The sequence below is a fragment of the Flaviramulus sp. BrNp1-15 genome, assembly GCF_022259695.1.
Taxonomy (GTDB): domain Bacteria; phylum Bacteroidota; class Bacteroidia; order Flavobacteriales; family Flavobacteriaceae; genus BrNp1-15.
In genome coordinates this window covers 2,447,815-2,467,530 of record NZ_CP092099.1, presented here as the reverse complement: position 1 = coordinate 2,467,530, position 19,716 = coordinate 2,447,815, and the positions used below count along the sequence as shown (strand labels likewise).

The window sequence follows — 19,716 nt, the reverse complement described above, 5'->3', positions numbered from 1 at the left end:
TTATTAGACCTAATAGTAATAATACTTTTGCTAATTAATATATTTATAGATAAGTTTGTTAAAATGTACTTTAAATGAATTTCCTCCCTAAGTCTATAAAATCTATAAAAATTAAAAAGAAATTATCGTATTTCATTTTCATTTCAATGGCGGCTATTCTTATTATCGGGTATAGTTTTCTTGAAAAGAAAATTTATACAGAAAGTGCAGCCGTATTTCTATTTATTCTTGCCATAATACAAGTTTTTGCTTTACAATACTTTTTAAAAAATCAACTAAAAAATGATGTAGTTAAAGAGAACTTAAGAATTAGGATAGATGAACTTAAAGAAAATTTAGAAAGTTCTGATAATGAGGTGGATAATAAATCTATTTACTTATCTAATATGAGTTATGAGGTTCGTACACCTTTAAATACTGTTTTAGGCATGTTGGATATGTTAAAGCAAACAGATTTAAATAACGATCAAAGAGCACAGGTTGAAATAGCAGAATATTCTTCTAAACATTTATTACAGTTGGTTAATATGGTAACAGACAATGCTGAAGTAGATAACGGAGATTTAAAATTAAACTTGACTACAATAGATTTAAAGCATGATTTAACCCGACTTTTTAAAGTTTTTGAATATCAAGCTTGGGAAAAAGGTTTAGAATTTGAGTATAAATTTTTACATGAGCCAAAAGATAAGTTTTTAGTAATAGGAGATACAGCGAGAATTCAACAGGTATTAATTAATTTAATTAACAACGCCATTAAGTTTACTAATTCAGGAAAAATATCAATTATAGTAGACCAAAGTATTGGTATAGATGGTTATCAAATTATTACCTTTTATGTTAAAGATACTGGTATTGGTATGCGACAAGATGAAGTAAAAAGTATTTTTAATAATTCTGAAAAATCATATAGTACCTCTATGATGAAAGATTATAGAGGAGGTGGCATAGGGCTTTCAATCTCATATAAATTGGTTAAGCATATGGGAGGTAAACTTGAGTTAGAAAGTAAAGAAAACGAAGGTTCCACATTTTATTTTAGTTTAGAGTTGAAAAAGACATTAAATATTAAAGAGCAAGAGCCAGCTTTTAATCCAGTTTTGTTTGATAAGTTTAATGTTTTAGTAGCAGAGGATAATAGAATGAATCAAAATGTAATAAAGTTTTTATTAGAACGCCAGGGCGCACAATGTACGTTTGCAAAAAACGGACTGGAGGCTGTTGAGTTATATAAGATTTTAGATTTTGATATGATTTTTATGGATATTTACATGCCAGATATGGATGGTTATCAGGCTACAAAATTCATAAAAGAAACAGATAAATATGCTGTTAGAAAAACACCAATTATCGCAGTTTCTGCAAGTGCGTTTGAAGAAGATATTAAAAATGCAAAACTTGCTGGTATAGATGATTTTTTAGCAAAACCTATAGAGGTTGAAAAATTAAAAGGATTACTTATTAAGTACTCAAAAAAGAATAGTACAGCTTAATTTTAAGTATTTATTTAACTGCAATCATACTTATTTCAACGTTTACATTTTTTGGTAGTCTAGCAACTTGTACTGTTTCTCGTGCAGGTGCAGTTTGCTCATCAAAATAACTACCATACACGTTATTTATTAAAGCAAAGTCATCCATATTACTAACAAAAATGGTTGATTTCACAACGTTATTAAAAGTCATACTTGCAGCTTCTAAAACCGCTTTCAGGTTTTCCATTACTTGTTTGGTTTCAGTTTTTATATCATCTAAAACCAATTCGTTAGTTTTTGGATTAAAAGCTATTTGACCAGAAGTATATAATGTGTTTCCACTTAAAACAGCTTGATTGTATGGACCAATAGGAGCTGGAGCGTTTTCTGTAGTAATAATTGTTTTCATCTTTTAATTATTAAGGTTAAGAATGAAATTTATAATTGAATATCTGGTTGTCTTCTTTTTTCATACTTAAGATCTTTAAGAATTGAAGAACTAATACCAATAAAGAAATTCCATGATGTTCTTGTACTAAACGGTATCCAACTGAAATTCATTTTCCAGCTTAAAAGATCACGATCAAAACCTAGAGTTGTATATGTAAATCCTGCATTTTTTAAATCGTAACCAGACGAAGCTCTAATAGACCATTTATCAGTTAATTTTACGTCACCTGAAAACATAAGGGAATGTGAAGATATTTCATTTTGTCGCCTCGAATTAGAATAATTTACAGCATAAGCTATCCTTAAATTCCAAGGTATGTTATGATTATAAAATTCACTTTGGGTTTTATCTTCTTGACTCCTATCATTATTTATTTGCTGATTAGCAAAATCTTCTGAAATACCAAATAAATCATCATCACGTCCACCACTTCTTAAATTTTCCTCAATTCCTCTTTGCTTATCCTTGTCATTGCCAGCATTACCTTTTTTGCTAGAAAGCGACCAACTAGCTGTTAGGTTAGCACTTGTAAGCCTAAAAAGACTACCACCATTATCAATATTAAATTTATCAATCTTTCTGTTGTTATTATCAAGAGCGTAAGGGTCTAAAGTGGCTCCAAAATTAATACTCATTTTATTATTAAAGAGTTGTGTACCCCCACTCATTCTAACAGGACTCCATTGCAATGAATCACCAGCAAAATTGTATGACGTAGAAAAGTTTAAGTTATTTAACAACATTACTTTTTTAGGCTCTGTTGCTGTGCTATCTTTATCCTTTACCTTAGCTTCAAAGTTATTAGAAATCGATATACCCATTGAGCTTGAAAAATTCTTACTGGGTGTACCAAAGACACCTTGTTCAAAACGGGTGTATTCTAAGTTTCTATTTTCCAGAATAAGATCTAATTCAGATTGCGTAACAAGATCAGCATTTACAACTTCGGCACTTTCGTAATACTTATCAAAAGAGGGGTTGATGTTATAACTAATAGAGGGGCGCATAACATGTCTAATTTTTTGGATCTTTGGGTCTTTACCTTCTTTTTCAAAATTAAACATGCCATAAATTGTGGTTCCTAAACTAGTACTAAAATTATAGGTTCTAAACGTATCAAAACCATTTACTGTTGTTGTTTCATTTTGTCTTTCAACAGCATCAAAGGTTTTGTTGATGGTTTTAAAAGTCCACACTTCGTTGTAATTAGTGCTGGCACTCATACTAAAATACTTAAATACTTTAAAGTTAGTACTTAAAGGAATACTGTGTTGAAAACCAGCTTTGGCATCATCAAACATTTCTTTTTTAAAGAATAAAGAATCAGTAGTTTGAATTCTGTTTTCTGCTCGAATATTATATTGTAAATTAATATTTTGAATAATCCCTTTTTTAGAACCTTCTTTGGTTGCAAAAGGGTACATTCTACCTACACTTCCTTGAAAGGTAGGAAGTGTCATATTTATAGTTTGCGTATTCGTATTTTGTGAGTGTGTTGCCGTTAAACTAAAATTAACTTGTGGCTCGCCTTGAAATGTTTTAGAGTAAGACACCGAAGATGATAGAGTGTTATTTAAAAATGCTCCAGAATTCACTTGATTGACAGAATTACGATAATAAGTACTACTACCTAAGTTTACAGAGGCTGAAAACCGCGAACTTGGATTTGCTTTAGAATCTTGACTATGTGACCAGCGTAAATTATAAATAGTACGCCTCGCATAATCTGGAAAACCACGTTCGCTGGTAATTAAATTTTCGTATCTAAATCCTACATTTCCTCTAAACCTGTATCGTTTTGCGTAGGTGCTTTCTAAACGTGTACCATAACTACCATTAGTATAATAATCACCTAAAACAGCTAAATCAACATAATCATTTATCGCAAAGTAGTATCCACCATTTTGTAAAAAGAAACCTCTATCATTTTGCTCTCCAAAAGTTGGTATAATAACACCAGAAGTTTGTTTTTCACTTTGAGGAAAAAATCCGAAAGGTAAACCTAGTGGTGTTGGTACATCATAAATAAAAAGGTTAGCTAAACCAGTTACAATTTTTTTACCTGGTACAATTTTAGCTTTTCTAAGTTTTATATAATACTCTGGGTCTTCAAGATCTTTGGCTGTTGTATATTTTGCATTCTTTAAAAAGTAAACCGAATCGTTTTCTTTTTTAGTTATAGAAGCTATAACCGTACCTTCACCTTGTTCAGTTTTAGAATTAAATATAAGTGCTTTTTTAGTATCTGTATTAAAAACAATAGAATCTGGTTCTACCACATTACTACCTTGGGTGAATACAGGTTTTTGTGTATAACCTTGAATAGAATCTGTAATGCCTTTTGCGTACACCGTATTCTTGTTATAATCTATTGTGATACTTCCAGCAGTTATATTCATGTCACCATAATCAATCTTGGCTTCATTATATAAATAAAGTTTTTGTGTTTTCTGGCTGAACCTTGTGTAATCTGTTGCGTGGTATTTTACAATATGTTCTAAAAGATCTTTTTTAGGAGCAACAGAATCTGTTAAAGTAGAATCTTGACTTTTTTCAGAAATTTCAGGAATTGAAAGACTATCTGTACTAATTATTAAGCTATCCTTTACGCTTCGGTTAATTGTCTTTCCTTTTTCAGGAATGTCTTGTGCGAAGCTTAACGTGTTAATAAACACTGTAAAACTTAGTGCAAAAAGTATTTTAAAGTTGTTTGTACGCAACGCTTTTAAATGTATTTTTGTAAAAGTATGGCTCGGTTTTTGAATTGCCAAAATTACATATATTTTTCTGGGATTGATTTAATATTCAATTAAAAATTTCAAATTAAGTTTTTACTCTATTTGAAGGCGTAATAAACCAAGTTTATTTATCGTTAAATCCTTGATAGAATAGTTGTGTTTAAAAATTTTCATTAAAATAGATGTTGTAGTTAAATATATGAGCTTGATTAAAAAAAATAGTATTTATCACATGAGAACGAACGGAGTATTCCTTTTCGTATGCTTTATAATAGTATTAACATTTTCTTCATTTGTAAATATTGAAGAAAATAAACCTTCTAAAAAGTTTGTTGTTGTTTTAGATGCGGGTCACGGTGGCAAAGACCCTGGAAATTTAGGTAATGGTTACAGAGAAAAAGATATTGCTTTAAAAATTGTTTTAGCAGTGGGTAAAGAACTTGAGAAAAACCCCAATATTAAAGTAATTTATACACGTAAAACGGATGTATTTGTAGATTTATTTGTGAGAGGAAAAATAGCCAATAAAGCGAATGCAGATTTGTTTGTTTCTATACATTGCGATTCTCATACAAGTCAAGCTTATGGCGCAGGAACTTTTGTTTTGGGTACACACAGAAATCAAACTAATTTTGAAGTTGCAAAAAAGGAAAACTCAGTAATTTTTCTTGAAGATGATTATGAAAAAAATTATGCTGGGTTCGATCCTAACTCTCCAGAATCTGTAATGAGTATTCTTTTAAGTCAGGAAGAATATTTAGATCAAAGTATACAATTGGCAGGTTTAATTCAAAATAATTTTGCCAATAAATTGAAGCGTAAGAACAGAAAAGTAAAACAAGCTGGTTTTATAGTTTTACACCAAACCGTAATGCCTAGTGTTTTGGTTGAGTTAGGTTTTTTAACTAATAAACGAGAAGGTGCTTATTTAAATTCTAAAGCAGGACAAAATGAAATGTCTATAGCTATTAGAGATGCTATATTAGAATACAAAAATACTATTGATAAAAATGTTACAGACTTCAACAGTATTGCTGAAAATGATCAACCCATCCAGGAAATAGCTAATAATGTTAAATTTAAGGTTCAAATTGCGGCAAGTTCAAAAGAATTAGATACAAAACCTTATAATTTTAAGGGACTAGAAACCATTTCTAGACAAAAAGAAGGTAATCTCTATAAATACTTCTATGGAAATACCATAAGCTATGAAGATGCAAAAACACTAGAAGAGGAAGCTAAAAAAAAAGGCTATACCACCTGTTTTATAGTAGCTTACAAAGACGAAAAGAAAATACCTTTAATTGATGCTTTAAAATCAACTGCTAATTAGACGAGTTCTTTTTAAATTTATATTAAATTTGTTTTTCAAACATATTTATTTTGAACATATCAAAAGAAGTTAAAATTGGTACGCTTGTATTAGCGGGTATTATTCTATTTATTTTTGGATTTAACTATCTAAAAGGTCAAAATCTATTAGATTCTTCACGTACATTTTATACAGAATACAATAATGTAGAAGGATTAGCACCATCTACACCTGTAACCATTAATGGACTAAGCGTTGGAAAAGTTGTAAGTATAAATTTTAAAGGAGATGGCTCGGGTAAACTTTTAGTAAAGCTTTTAGTTGATAGCGATTTTCAATTTTCAAAAAACAGTAAAGCAGAATTATATGAAACCGGACTAATTGGAGGTAAGGCTATTGCTATTATCCCTGCATTTGATGGTGCAGAAAATGCTGAGAATGATGATTATCTTGATGGAGGCGTTAAAGCAGGTTTAACAGAATTAGTAAACCAAAGATTAACACCATTACAAGAAAAAATTGAAATTATGATGGTAAGTGCAGATAGCTTACTTACTAATATTAATGAAGTTTTTGACCACAGAACCAAAACAAATCTTAAATCAAGTATTGCAGGTTTAAATACGGTTATTCAAAATTTTAAGGAAACCTCAAAATCTCTAGATGGTTTAGTTACAAGTAATAAAGATAAGTTAGACAATACTTTAAACAATGTAGATAACATATCATCAAATTTATCTAAAGTGTCAGATTCTCTAGCAAATGCTAATGTTGGACAAACAATGAGAAATTTAGAATCCACAATTCAAAATTTCAATAGTATATTAGCCAAAGTAGAGAATGGCGAAGGTTCTTTAGGAAAACTTCTAAAAGACGAAGGTATGTACAACAATTTAGAAGGTGCTACTTTGCAATTAGAGCAACTGCTAGAAGACATGAAACTAAACCCAAAACGTTACGTTCATTTCTCATTATTTGGTAAAAAACCAAAACAATATGATGCTGAAGGCAACGAAATAAAACAATAAGACTAACTACTATATAAAATGAATTACCTACCCAACATACTCTTTATAATTATTTTAATTGCTGGTATTGGTTTTTTTTCAAAAAACGTAAAAAAACTTATCAGAAATATCAAACTTGGTAACGATGTAGATGTAAGTGATAATAAATCACAACGTTGGAAAAATATGACCATGATTGCTCTTGGGCAAAGTAAAATGGTACGTCGCCCAATTGCAGGAATTCTGCATGTTGTGGTATATATAGGCTTTATAATTATAAATATTGAAGTACTTGAAATTATAATTGACGGTATTTTTGGTACACATAGAATAGGTTTAAAAGCTTTACCAGAATCTGTTTATGGTTTTTTAATTGGAAGTTTTGAGGTTTTAGCTGCTTTAGTTTTTGTATCAGTTATTGTGTTTTGGTTGCGAAGAAATGCTTTAAAGATAAAACGTTTCTGGAAGAATGAAATGACGAGTTGGCCAAAGAATGATGCCAATTACATTCTGTATTTCGAAATGGTATTAATGACGCTTTTCTTAATAATGAATGCTACCGACACTTCATTTCAAAGTATGGGTTCAGGTAATGTAATAAGTCAATTTATGGCGCCTTGGTTTTCAGGTTTGTCAGAAGGCACATTACATTTTATTGAACGTGGCGCTTGGTGGCTGCATATTGTGGGCATTTTAATATTCCTTAATTATCTATATTATTCAAAACATTTACATATTCTATTAGCATTTCCAAATACATATTATGGTAAATTAACTCCAAAAGGGCAATTCAATAATCTTGAAGCTGTTACCAAAGAAGTAAAAATGATGATGGATCCTAATGTAGACCCATTTGCTGCACCGGCAGAAGGCGCAGAAAATGATATGCCTGCAAAATTTGGAGCTAGCGATGTTCAAGATTTAAGTTGGGTTAATCTATTAAATGCTTACACTTGTACAGAATGTGGACGTTGTACCAGCGAGTGCCCTGCAAATTTAACGGGCAAAAAATTATCGCCTCGTAAAATCATGATGGATACCAGAGACCGTCTAGAGGAAGTAGGAAAGAATATTGATGCTAATAAAGGCGAATTTAAAGACGACGGCAAACAACTTTTAGATAATTATATAACAAGAGAAGAATTATGGGCTTGTACAACGTGTAATGCATGTGTGGAGGCTTGTCCAGTAAGTATCGATCCATTATCAATTATTATGCAAATGCGTCAATATTTAGTTATGGAGCAATCTGCAGCACCAACTGAATTAAATAATATGATGTCTAATATTGAGAATAACGGTGCACCTTGGCCATACAATCAAATGGATAGGTTAAACTGGAAAAATGAGTAAAATAATAATGGCGTTACCGCAAGGGTCGGGCTTTATGTTGCAATCTTTTCATTAAATCATTCCTGCAAAAGCAGTAATTCTTAATAAAAAGGATTTACACTTCAATCCCTAACGCAAAAAGTATAAATAAAAATGAGCGAATTTACAGTAAAAACAATGGCAGAATTTATGGCCGAAGGTAAACAGCCCGAAGTATTATTTTGGGTAGGTTCTGCAGGTAGTTATGACGATAGAGCAAAAAAAATAACTCGCGCTTTTGTAAAAATACTTAATAAAGCTAATGTAGACTTTGCTGTTTTAGGAACAGAAGAAAGTTCTACAGGTGATGCTGCAAAACGAGCGGGGAATGAGTTTTTGTTTCAAATGCAGGCGGTAACAAATATTGAAATTCTAAACGCTTACGAAATAAAAAAAATAGTGACTTGCGATCCGCATTCTTTTAACACCTTAAAAAATGAATATCCAAGTTTAGGCGGTAATTATCAAGTGCTTCACCATACTCAATATTTAAAAGAATTGTATGACGCTGGAAGAATAAAATTAGGTAACAATACATACAAAGGAACGCGAATTACATTTCACGATCCTTGTTATTTAGGTCGCGCTAATGAAGTGTATGAAGTACCTCGCGATTTATTAAAACTAGCAGGAGTAGAGTTGGTAGAAATGAAGCGTAACAAACGTACATCATTATGTTGTGGTGCTGGTGGTGCTCAAATGTTTAAAGAACCAGAAAAAGGGGATAAGGACATTAATATTTTACGAACTGAAGATGCACTTCAAACAAATCCTAAAATTATAGCTACAGGTTGTCCATATTGTAATACCATGATGACAGACGGTATAAAGTTTAAAGAAAAAGAAGCCGATGTTACTGTTTTAGATATTGCCGAAATTATTGCTAATGCACAAGATTTATAGATGAGACCTCAAAATTTAAGTTCTCAAATCATATATGGAATTTTTAGTGGTTTAATTTATGCTTCTTTCATTGCAATTATTGATTATTTCAGGGATAAAGAGTTTAGTTTCAAAAAATTTATTTTTGGATTAATTATTTTTGGTTTGGCAATGGTTATAGCAGCAAAAATTAGAAAAAAAAATAAATAATGCTCGTAGATTTTAATACACTACCCGAAGAATCTAGAGTTTGGATTTATCAAGCAAATCGTTCCTTTACTGAGCAAGAGCTTGAAGAAATTCAATCTAAATTAGATACATTTATTGAAAACTGGACTGCCCATGGCAGTGATTTACAATCAGGCTACACAATCAAGTATAAACGATTCATCGTATTAGGCTTAAATCAGCAACTAAATGCAGCTACAGGTTGTTCTATAGATGCTTCAGTGCATTTTATTCAACAATTAGAAAAAGATTATAATGTAGATTTGATGGATAAAATGAATGTATCCTACAAACAAGGCGAGTATGTAGCTTATAAAACACTCACCGATTTCAGAAAAATGGCAAAAGATAAAGCCATTTCAAAAAACACTATTGTATTTAATAATTTAGTTACCAATATAGCCGAATTTAACGAAAACTGGGAGGTGCCTGCTAGTGAAAGTTGGCATAGTAGATTTGTTAAATAGTTATTTGAAAAGTACCAAAATGAACAAAAGTAAAGAACCTATTTTAAAGGAATTAGAAAAAAATATAATGTCTAATGAGATTTTTTTAATGAATATCTCAGGACAAGATAAACCAGGATTAACCTCTAGTTTAACTAGTGTTTTGGCTGAATACGATGCAAAAGTATTAGATATTGGTCAGGCAAATATACATGACACGTTATCATTGGGTATATTATTTGAAATTCAATCTGGAGCAAATTCTGCATCAGTGTTAAAAGACTTGCTTTTTAAGTCTTATGAGTTAGGTATCACGGCAAAATTTACACCAATTACACTCGAAAATTACGAGAAATGGGTAACGCTTCAAGGTAAAGACAGGTATATTGTTACTATTCTAGGTGAAAAATTAACAGCCGAACAAATATCAGAGGTTACTAAAATGATTTCAGAAAAGAATCTGAATATTGATGCTATAAAAAGACTTACGGGGCGTACATCGCTTGTAAAAGAAGAGGAATATCCAAGAGCATCTATTCAACTTTCAATTAGAGGACACATAGAAAATAAATCTGAATTTACTGAAAAATTCATGCAAATATCACACGATTTAGATGTTGATATTGCATTTCAGGAGGATAACATATATAGACGTAACAGACGCTTGGTTTGTTTTGATATGGATTCTACATTAATTCAAGCCGAAGTAATTGATAAATTAGCAGAATTGGCTGGTGTTGGCGACGAAGTAAAAGAAATTACTGAATTGGCAATGCAAGGTAAAATAGACTTTAAAGAAAGTTTTACAAGACGTATGAAACTCTTAAAAGGCTTGAGCGAAGAAGTACTACATGATGTCGCTATTAATTTACCTATAACTAAAGGAGCCAGACGACTTATTGATACGTTAAGAAGCTACGGATTTAAAACCGCTATTTTATCGGGTGGATTTACATATTTTGGAGACTACCTTAAAAAAGAATTAGGTATGGATTATATGTATGCTAACGAGTTAGAAATTAAAGATGGTGTTTTAACTGGTGGTTATGTTGGTGAAATTGTCGACGGTGATAAAAAAGCAGAATACCTTAAAGAAATTGCTAAAAAAGAAGGTATAGATATTAGTCAAACTATTGCAGTTGGTGATGGTGCTAATGACTTGCCAATGCTTAATCTTGCAGGTTTAGGAATCGCTTTTCATGCAAAACCAACCGTAAAAGATAATGCACAAAGTTCCATTTCTAGCATTGGGTTAGATGGCGTGTTGTATTTGTTAGGATATCATGACAGACATATAGATTTAATCGAGTAATTACCGGTTAACTATTTCTTTATAAATCTATCTTAAAGTCTTTTTTTCTTACTTTTAAAAGTAGTATTTTGGCATGATTATTAATATACCTATATATAAAATATTAATAAGCCTAATAAATCGTTTTATGCGTCAAATCTTTTTTATATTATTTTCTTTTTTTTATACACTTTCAATATTTAGTCAAACAACTAATAACCCTTTAATTACTTCTGATGCTGAAGCCCAAAAAAAGTGGGTTGACAGCTTATATAATTCAATGACTTTAGCCGAAAAAGTTGGACAGTTATATATGGTTCAGGTGATGTCTAATCAGGATAATGCAACAAAAAATAAGATTGTAAGCATTATTAATAAATACCATATTGGTGGTTTAATATACTCAAATGGCGGACCAGTGAGGCAAGCGAAATTAAATAATGAACTACAGTCATTATCAAAAATCCCCATGTTAATTGGTATGGATGCAGAATGGGGTTTAAGCATGCGTTTAGATTCTACCTATGCTTTTCCATGGAATATGACGCTTGGAGCTATTAAAGACAACAAACTTATTGAACAAACAGGAAGACAAATAGGTGAGCATTGTAAGCGTTTGGGAGTGCATTTTAATTTTGCTCCAGTTGTAGATATTAACACAAATCCTAAAAATCCTATTATTGGTAATCGGTCTTTTGGAGAAGATAGAGACAACGTAACCGAAAAAGCTTCTGCTTTTATGAAAGGCATTCAAAGTGCGGGTGTTTTAGCAAATGCAAAGCACTTTCCTGGTCATGGAGATACCGATCAAGATTCACATGAAACATTACCAACTATTAGTTTTAATGAAAAACGTATAGATTCAGTTGAGTTATATCCTTACAAAAAATTAATAACTGAAGGCCTGTCCAGTGTTATGGTAGCGCATTTAAATGTACCAAGTTTAGATGCTACAGGTTTTCCATCCTCTTTATCAAAACACATAGTTACAGATATTTTAAAAGAACGATTAGAGTTTAAAGGACTTATTTTTACGGATGCGCTAACTATGAAAGGCGCTGCAGATTTTGATGAAACTGGAGATATTGATTTAGCCGCTTTTATGGCAGGAAATGATGTTATGTTAATGTCTGAAGATGTTGGCATAGGCGTTTCAAAAATTATGGAAGCCTATAATAATGGAACTATTACTGAAGAACGTTTAGCACATTCTGTTAAAAAAATTCTACAAGCAAAATATAAAGTTGGTCTTCATAATTATGAACCTGTTGGTTTGTATAATTTATCTAAAGATTTGAATAGAATTAAGGATGATGTTTTATATGAAGAACTGATTGAAAATGCATTAACAGTATTACAAAATATTAGAGGAGTATTGCCATTACGAGAATTAGAAACTAAAACTATTGCATATGTTAAATTAGGCGATGACTCTGGAAATACCTTTTTTAATAAGCTTAAAAAGTATGCGAAAATTCATGAAATAACATCTGATAATCTAAATGGTTTAAAAAGTAAACTTAAACCTTACAATACTGTAATTGTTGGTTTACATCGCTCTAATGATAGCCCTTGGAAACCATATAAGTTTACTAAAGACGAACTAAATTGGTTATCAGATATATCTAAAAATCATACTGTTATTTTAGATGTTTTTGTAAAGCCTTATGCATTAAATGATTTAAAAGATATTGAAAATATAGAGGGTATTATTGTGAGTTATCAGAATAGTAGAATAGCTCAAGAAAAATCGGCTCAACTTATTTTTGGCGCTATTGCCGCAAAAGGTGTTTTACCAGTTTCAGCTGGCACTCAATTTGTAGAAGGAGAAGGTATTCCATCTTTTGGTATTAAGCGTTTGGGTTACAGTATTCCAGAACGTGTTGGGATGAGTTCAGAAAAACTTAAAAAAATAGATTCTATTGCGCAAAGAGCTGTAGACTTTAAAATGACACCAGGTATTCAACTCTTAATTGCCAGAGAGGGAAAAGTCATTTACAATAAAAATTTTGGTAAACATACCTATTCAGGTAAAGAAAAAGTAGCTTTTGATGATATTTACGATGTAGCATCGCTTACCAAAATACTGGCAACCTTACCGCTACTTATGGAATTAGAAGAACAAGGGATTGTGTCTTTAGACACCAGACTTTCAGAAATATTACCAGAGTATAAAGATTCAAATAAAGCTAACATCACTTTAAAAAGTATGTTATCGCATTATGCAAGATTAAGACCTTGGGAACCTTTCTACTATCATACTTTAGATAGTGTTACTAAACGCCCAAGCAGCAAATATTACAGAACAAAACGAAGTAATAAATTTAATATTGAAGTTGCTAAAAACCTGTATTTAAGAACTGATTATCAGGATTCTATTCCTAAAATAATAAAGGATTCAGAATTGCTTGAACGCCTCAGATATAGATATAGTGATTTTCCATATTACATTTTAAAGAAATTTATTGAACATCATTACGACAGAACATTAGATCAGTTAGCACAATCTCATTTTTACGAACCTTTAGGAGCTAATTACACGATGTATAATCCATATCATTCTATTAGTAGTAAAAAAATTGTACCAACAGAAGTTGATGATTATTATCGTTATCAAAAAATTCATGGATACGTTCATGATATGGGAGCAGCAATGCAAAATGGAGTTGGAGGTCATGCAGGTGTTTTTAGTAATGCAAATGATGTTGCTAAAATTATGCAAATGTACCTACAGAAAGGGTATTATGGTGGTAAACGCTATTTAAAACCTGAAACTTTAAATAAATTTAATACGTGTTATTATTGTGAAAATGATAACAGACGCGGTATAGGTTTCGATAAACCACAGTTGGGAGACGAAGGACCTACATGCGGTTGTATATCTATGACAAGTTTTGGGCATTCTGGTTTTACAGGAACTTATGCATGGGCAGATCCAGAGGAAGAAGTTGTTTATGTGTTTTTAGCAAATAGAACGTATCCCACAGCAGGAAAGAATCTGCTATTAAGAGAAAATGTAAGAACCGAAATACAACGTTTAATTTACGAGGCCATAGAAGATTAAATAAAAGTTAAAGTGTAAACTTTAAGTATTTAAAACTTCAGATATTTATAAATTTGAATATGAAAATAGGTATTGTTTGTTACCCAACATTTGGTGGTAGTGGTGTAGTAGCTACAGAATTAGGTTTAGAGCTTTCTAAACGTGGTCACGAAATTCATTTTATAACGTATAATCAGCCTGTTCGTTTAGAACTTCTGAGTAACAATGTACATTATCACGAGGTAAATGTACCAGAATATCCGTTGTTTCATTACCAGCCTTATGAGTTAGCTTTATCCAGTAAATTGGTAGACATGGTTAAGCTACACAAAATTGAAATTGTACATGTGCACTATGCTATTCCGCATGCTTACGCTGCGTATATGGCTAAAAAAATGTTGAAAGAAGAAGGTATTCATTTACCTATTGTTACCACTTTACACGGTACCGATATTACATTAGTTGGTAGTCATCCATTTTATAAACCAGCGGTTACATTTAGTATAAATAAATCTGATGCAGTAACTGCAGTTTCAGACAGTTTAAAGAAAGATACATTACGTTTATTTGATGTTAAAAATGAAATAAATGTAGTGCCAAATTTCATCGATTTAGATAAGTATAAACATAAGTTTACAGACTGTCAACGAGTTATGATGGCCGATGATGATGAAAAAATAATTACTCACATAAGTAATCTGCGTCCTGTAAAGCGAGTACAAGATGTTATAAAAGTATTTTATAACATTCAAAAAGAAATGCCTGCAAAACTTATGTTGGTAGGCGAAGGGCCAGAGCGTGAACATATAGAAATTCTATGTCAGGAATTAGGAATTTTAGATAAAGTTATTTTCTTTGGAAGAAGTAATGAAATTGATAAAATTTTATGTTTTAGTGATTTGTTTTTACTACCATCGCAAACCGAAAGTTTTGGTTTAGCAGCTTTAGAAGCTATGGCATCTGGAGTTCCTGTTATTTCTAGTAATACTGGTGGTATTCCAGAAGTAAATATTCAAGGAGTTTCTGGATTCTTAAGTAATGTTGGAGATGTTGAAGACATGACTAAAAATGCTTTATATATTTTAAGCGATAAAGCACGTTTAAAAACTTTTAAAGATAATGCCAGAAAAGAATCTTTAAAATTCGATTTACATAAAATCGTTCCGCAATACGAAGCCATTTATGAGGATACTTTGGCTAAGTGTTTAGTGCTTTAAAATGAAGAGTTCGTTTAACGGTTTTGTGTATGGTTAGTTGCGTGTTTCAACAACTAATTCAGCAAAAGTGGACGAGCCAGAGGGATTTCCGAAGGAAATTCCGAGTAGACCAGAACCAAGCAATTAATTATACACGTTGTTGTGCACTGGTTTTTTGTCCGATTTTGTTTTTCACAAATTCAGTTACTTTTATAAAATTTTCAGTTCCGATTTCTATTTCTCCCAAGACGTATGATGAGTTGTTTCCAACGTTAAGGTCAAGGAATATGTTTTTGTCAATTATTCTATTACTTTTAAAGGCTTCCCATTTTATTTTTGCCTCATATTTGTAATCTTTATATCTGAAATGGTCTTCATTAAATTCCCATATACAATTTTCATTAGCGTTTTTTTGTCCGATTATTTCCATCTCAATTAACTCAAAAAATTTAGCCTTGCTTTTTTTATGATAGGAATAATAATCATAGAAGTTAATCAGATAATGAATTCCGATTGCGATAAATAAAAACCCAAGATAGTTTTCTCCATAAATTATTAATCCTCCTAATAGTATAAATGGAATAGCCCAAATCAGTCTTTTGTTGTTTTTTTTCAGATTTTTACTCCAAGTCGTATTGAAATTCAGAGTCATTTGTTCCTTATAGATTTGTTCTTCAAATGGTATTTCAAATTTCATTAATAAGTTCGGTTTTTAACTTGTGCACAATGCGATGATATGACGTCGTTCTTTAATAACTTATATCAATCGTTAAACGAATTTAGTTGAAATTTTTTGCAAAGCCAAGTTTAGTACTACCAACATAGAAACACTTAATTGGGTGTTTTTTAATTCTTTAACTCAATAGTTTTATTTGTCTTGGCACTTTTAATAGCTGCATCTAAAATTTCCATAACAATCATATTGTTTTCTAAAGAAGATAAATCGTATGGTTTTAAAGTAACCTCATTTTTAATAACTGCAGCAAATAGTGAAAAAGCATCGTTATAAGGAGCTTGCCTTTCTTCTAATTTAAATTGTTCTTCTTTAAAGCCATCATAACCTTCAGCAATTCGCATTCTTAAATCATGACGGTTATCTGCATAAACAACACCTTTTAAACCATAAATTTCCATATCCTTTCTGCCAATTGGCCAATCCCAAGAGGCTTGTATAATTGCATTTGCTTTGTTGTACTTTAAAATTATAGTCGCGTCGTCATCAACTTTTGGGTTGTTTTCCGGCTGCTGTTGTTGGGTTACAGCGGTAACTGTAGTTGGTTTTTCACCATGCATTAACCAAGTCATTAAATTAACACCATAGCAACCAAAATCTGTAATGGCGCCACCACCATTTTGAATAGGGTCTGTTAACCAATCTAAAAACTCTTTATTAACTCCAATTTTTTTAGGACCTCTATGTCCGTCTCTAACAACTACTTTTCTAATAGCTCCAATAGAGTCTTTTTTAACCAATTCATAAGCCTTATGATTAGTTGGGTACCAAGTGGTTTCATAATTAGTAAGCAAGTGAATATTGTGTTTTTTTGCAAGTGCTTCAATCTTTTTCGCATGTTCTAAGCTTACAGCTAAGGGTTTTTCAACCATAACATGAATACCTAAAGGAGCTGCTTTTTCAACGACTTCTAAATGTTCGTAAATGGTACCAAAGGCAGAAACAGCTTCGGGTTGTGTAGCTTTAATCATGTCTTCCATTGTATTATAAACCATACTCATAGGGTATCCATGCTGTTTAGAGTACTTTAAAGCTAACTCTCTATTAGGTTCAACAATGCCAACTATTTTTATATCTCCAATTTTTTCACTTCCAAATATCCAGTGTACATGTGTATGTGTTAGACCTACAATGCCTATTTTTAAAGGTTCATTTTGTGCATATATAGTAAATGGTACGAGTAATAAAAATATATAGACTAATGATTTTTTTAGATTCATGATAGGTTGTTTTTGGAAATTGAATTCTAGAGTGAAATGAGCTATATTTTTAATTGAATAAGTTAAGAAATAGTTTGCTGTGTTTTTATCTTTAAACTATTAAAAATTAGATATCAAACTATGGCAATATTAGGAAATATAATTAAAAGTGTAATTGAGATAAAAGATAATTTTTCTTCAGAAGTAGATCATTTAGAAGCCCAACTTAATATACTAAAAGAACTTTTAACTAAAGCAAAAGACACACAATTTGGGAGAGCGTATAATTTTGAAAGTATTTTACATTCCAACAATTTAGAAAAGAGTTTTGCAGAAACAGTACCTTATTTTGATTATAACAAAATAAATGACGAGTGGTGGCATAAGTTGCATACAGGGGAAACTGATGTAACATGGCCTGGTAACTTATCCTACTTTGCACTTAGTTCTGGTACTACAGGAAAAACCAGTAAACGTATACCGGTTACTGATGATATGATTGATGCGATTAGAAAATCTGGGATTAAACAGGTATTTGCATTAAGTAACTTTGATTTGGATGCTGATTTTTTTGAAAAAGAAATTATGATGTTGGGCAGCTCCACAGATTTGGAAAAAAATGATAGTTTTTTAGAAGGTGAAATAAGTGGAATAAGTGCGAGTAATATTCCATTTTGGTTTAAAGGATTTTATAAACCAGGGCAAGATATTGCAAAAATAGACGATTGGGATGCTAGGGTACAGCGTATTGCAGAACGTGCAAAAGATTGGGATATTGGAGCTTTAAGTGGAATTCCTTCTTGGATAGAATTGATGCTTCAAAAAGTAATTGAATATCATAATTTAGATAACATTCATCAAATTTGGCCCAATCTTAAGGTTTATACTTCTGGCGGAGTAGCATTTGGACCTTATGAAAAAAGTTTTAATGCTTTAATGGGTAAACCCGTTACTGTTATAGATACTTATTTGGCATCAGAAGGATATATAGCTACACAAGTTAGACCAGAAACCAATGCAATGCAGCTTAATACAGAACATGGTATTTATTTTGAGTTCGTTCCGTTTAAACCAGAGTATATAAATGAAGACGGTTCTTTAGCTCAAGATGCACCAGCTGTATCCTTAAAGGATGTAAAGAAAAATCAAGATTACGTTTTAATTATTAGTACTGTAAGTGGTGCATGGCGTTACTTAATTGGTGATACTATAGAGTTTACAAATATTAAGCGAGCAGAAATTAAAATTACGGGTCGTACAAAATTCTTTCTAAACACTGTTGGCTCTCAATTATCGGTTAATAAAATGGATGATGCTATGCGTTTATTAGAAGATGAATTTTCTACCAAAATACCAGAATATACTATATGTGCTAAACGTGGTGATGATGCAGAGTTTTATCATTTTTGGTATTTAGGGTCAGAAAACAAGGATTTAAATCATGAAAAAGTAGCAAAATCACTTGATGAGGCTTTAAAAAATGCCAATAAAAATTATAAAGTAGCACGAAGTAAAGCGTTAAAAGGAGTGAAAGTAGATATAGTTTCACCTGAAAAATTTTATGAATGGAATGGGAGAAATAAGAAAAAAGGTGGACAAGTAAAAATGGAACGCGTAATGAAAGAAGAAAAATTCTCAGAATGGGAAACCTTTATTAACGAATCCTAAGGTGTTTCTAAAATTGCATCTCGACTATTAACAATGTCCATAATTTCTTCAGGAGATAGATAAAACTTTTTTATTCTTGCCTTATAAGTTGGAGTTATATCTGCATGATTTAAAATAAACCGTTTTGTTTTTAAAATGTAATCTTCCATACCATGTTCAACAGCATAGGTATCTGCAGCACGTTCTGCTTCTGTAATGTGTTTTTTTGAGAATAAATATTTAAAACCAAATTGTACTAAATTTAATTTACTTCTGTTTTGATAATCTATAATATGCCCTAACTCATGACCTATCCATCCTGTTAATATATCTGATGGAACTTGTGTTGTCAAGAATTTTTTATCCGATATTTTAAATGTTTTACTTATTAAAATTACATATGCTCTATTTCTTTTCTTCTTAAAGAAACTACTGAATTTTGGACGTGCTTGCATTGTAGATTTTTTTATGTTTTTCTTAAATCTAAATTCAATTTTTGTGTTTTTTAATTCTGGGAAATAGGATAGAGCTTTTTTTACTTCGGTTTTAATTGAATTAGGCACTTGTTTTTGAGTAAACATTTGAAGAGGTATTGTTAAAATTAATATTATAAGAAATAATTTCATATTTATTCATAAGATAAATTAAATAATAAATTAAGCTTCTTTTATTGATTAAAAAATTAACACAATCAAAA

General features: G+C 31.1%; 16 protein-coding genes. 11 read left to right on the top strand and 5 right to left on the bottom strand.

Annotated features, from left to right (window positions below; translation table 11 throughout):
* Window positions 1–74 precede the first annotated feature (74 nt).
* Complete coding sequence (locus MBM09_RS10875) at window positions 75–1,493, top strand: response regulator (protein WP_238673753.1); 1,419 nt, start codon at window positions 75–77, stop codon at window positions 1,491–1,493.
* Between the two features lie 10 nt (window positions 1,494–1,503).
* On the opposite strand, the gene MBM09_RS10870 is transcribed toward MBM09_RS10875, so the two are convergent.
* Both MBM09_RS10870 and MBM09_RS10865 read right to left on the bottom strand, forming a co-directional pair.
* Window positions 1,504–1,884 carry a RidA family protein gene (locus MBM09_RS10870; RefSeq protein WP_238673752.1) on the bottom strand — a complete coding sequence of 127 codons (381 nt, stop codon included), beginning with the start codon at window positions 1,882–1,884 and terminating at the stop codon, window positions 1,504–1,506.
* A 29-nt stretch (window positions 1,885–1,913) separates the two neighbouring features.
* Window positions 1,914–4,697, bottom strand: coding sequence for a putative LPS assembly protein LptD (locus MBM09_RS10865; protein ID WP_238673751.1), 2,784 nt, complete (start codon window positions 4,695–4,697; stop codon window positions 1,914–1,916).
* Window positions 4,698–4,896: 199 nt separating this feature from the next.
* Between MBM09_RS10865 and MBM09_RS10860 the strand changes: the two genes are divergently transcribed.
* The 9 genes from MBM09_RS10860 (at window position 4,897) to bshA (ending at window position 15,461) form a co-directional block, all read left to right on the top strand.
* Window positions 4,897–5,997 (top strand): N-acetylmuramoyl-L-alanine amidase, encoded by a 1,101-nt coding sequence (locus MBM09_RS10860; protein WP_238673750.1) that lies wholly within the window; start codon window positions 4,897–4,899, stop codon window positions 5,995–5,997.
* Window positions 5,998–6,047: 50 nt separating this feature from the next.
* On the top strand, window positions 6,048–7,004 hold the full coding sequence (locus MBM09_RS10855; RefSeq protein WP_238673749.1) for an MlaD family protein: 957 nt from the start codon (window positions 6,048–6,050) through the stop codon (window positions 7,002–7,004).
* A gap of 18 nt (window positions 7,005–7,022) precedes the next feature.
* The gene (locus MBM09_RS10850; protein WP_238673748.1) at window positions 7,023–8,336 is read left to right on the top strand and encodes a (Fe-S)-binding protein; all 1,314 of its coding nucleotides are present in this window, start codon (window positions 7,023–7,025) and stop codon (window positions 8,334–8,336) included.
* Window positions 8,337–8,468: 132 nt separating this feature from the next.
* Window positions 8,469–9,257, top strand: a complete 789-nt coding sequence (locus MBM09_RS10845) for a (Fe-S)-binding protein (RefSeq protein ID WP_238673747.1) — start codon at window positions 8,469–8,471, stop codon at window positions 9,255–9,257.
* The gene (locus MBM09_RS10840; RefSeq protein WP_238673746.1) at window positions 9,258–9,446 is read left to right on the top strand and encodes a hypothetical protein; all 189 of its coding nucleotides are present in this window, start codon (window positions 9,258–9,260) and stop codon (window positions 9,444–9,446) included.
* Window positions 9,446–9,931 carry an ABC transporter ATPase gene (locus tag MBM09_RS10835; protein WP_238673745.1) on the top strand — a complete coding sequence of 162 codons (486 nt, stop codon included), beginning with the start codon at window positions 9,446–9,448 and terminating at the stop codon, window positions 9,929–9,931. The genes MBM09_RS10840 and MBM09_RS10835 overlap by 1 nt, the downstream gene beginning before the upstream one ends.
* Window positions 9,932–9,998: 67 nt before the next feature.
* Window positions 9,999–11,222, top strand: coding sequence for a phosphoserine phosphatase SerB (gene serB, locus MBM09_RS10830; protein ID WP_238676332.1), 1,224 nt, complete (start codon window positions 9,999–10,001; stop codon window positions 11,220–11,222).
* 127 nt (window positions 11,223–11,349) lie between these two features.
* Entirely contained in the window at window positions 11,350–14,265 is a 2,916-nt protein-coding gene (locus MBM09_RS10825) for a glycoside hydrolase family 3 N-terminal domain-containing protein (RefSeq protein ID WP_238673744.1), read from the top strand.
* A 59-nt stretch (window positions 14,266–14,324) separates the two neighbouring features.
* The gene (gene bshA, locus MBM09_RS10820; protein ID WP_238673743.1) at window positions 14,325–15,461 is read left to right on the top strand and encodes an N-acetyl-alpha-D-glucosaminyl L-malate synthase BshA; all 1,137 of its coding nucleotides are present in this window, start codon (window positions 14,325–14,327) and stop codon (window positions 15,459–15,461) included.
* A 127-nt stretch (window positions 15,462–15,588) separates the two neighbouring features.
* On the opposite strand, the gene MBM09_RS10815 is transcribed toward bshA, so the two are convergent.
* The gene (locus MBM09_RS10815; RefSeq protein ID WP_238673742.1) at window positions 15,589–16,137 is read right to left on the bottom strand and encodes a hypothetical protein; all 549 of its coding nucleotides are present in this window, start codon (window positions 16,135–16,137) and stop codon (window positions 15,589–15,591) included.
* Between the two features lie 149 nt (window positions 16,138–16,286).
* On the bottom strand, window positions 16,287–17,393 hold the full coding sequence (locus MBM09_RS10810) for a Gfo/Idh/MocA family protein (protein WP_238673741.1): 1,107 nt from the start codon (window positions 17,391–17,393) through the stop codon (window positions 16,287–16,289).
* Between the two features lie 120 nt (window positions 17,394–17,513).
* Here MBM09_RS10810 and MBM09_RS10805 point away from each other — a divergent pair, with 120 nt between their 5' ends.
* Window positions 17,514–19,040 (top strand): GH3 auxin-responsive promoter family protein, encoded by a 1,527-nt coding sequence (locus MBM09_RS10805; RefSeq protein ID WP_238673740.1) that lies wholly within the window; start codon window positions 17,514–17,516, stop codon window positions 19,038–19,040.
* Here MBM09_RS10805 and MBM09_RS10800 read toward each other — a convergent pair.
* Window positions 19,037–19,645 (bottom strand): hypothetical protein, encoded by a 609-nt coding sequence (locus tag MBM09_RS10800; protein WP_238673739.1) that lies wholly within the window; start codon window positions 19,643–19,645, stop codon window positions 19,037–19,039. The genes MBM09_RS10805 and MBM09_RS10800 overlap by 4 nt on opposite strands.
* Between the last annotated feature and the right edge of the window lie 71 nt (window positions 19,646–19,716).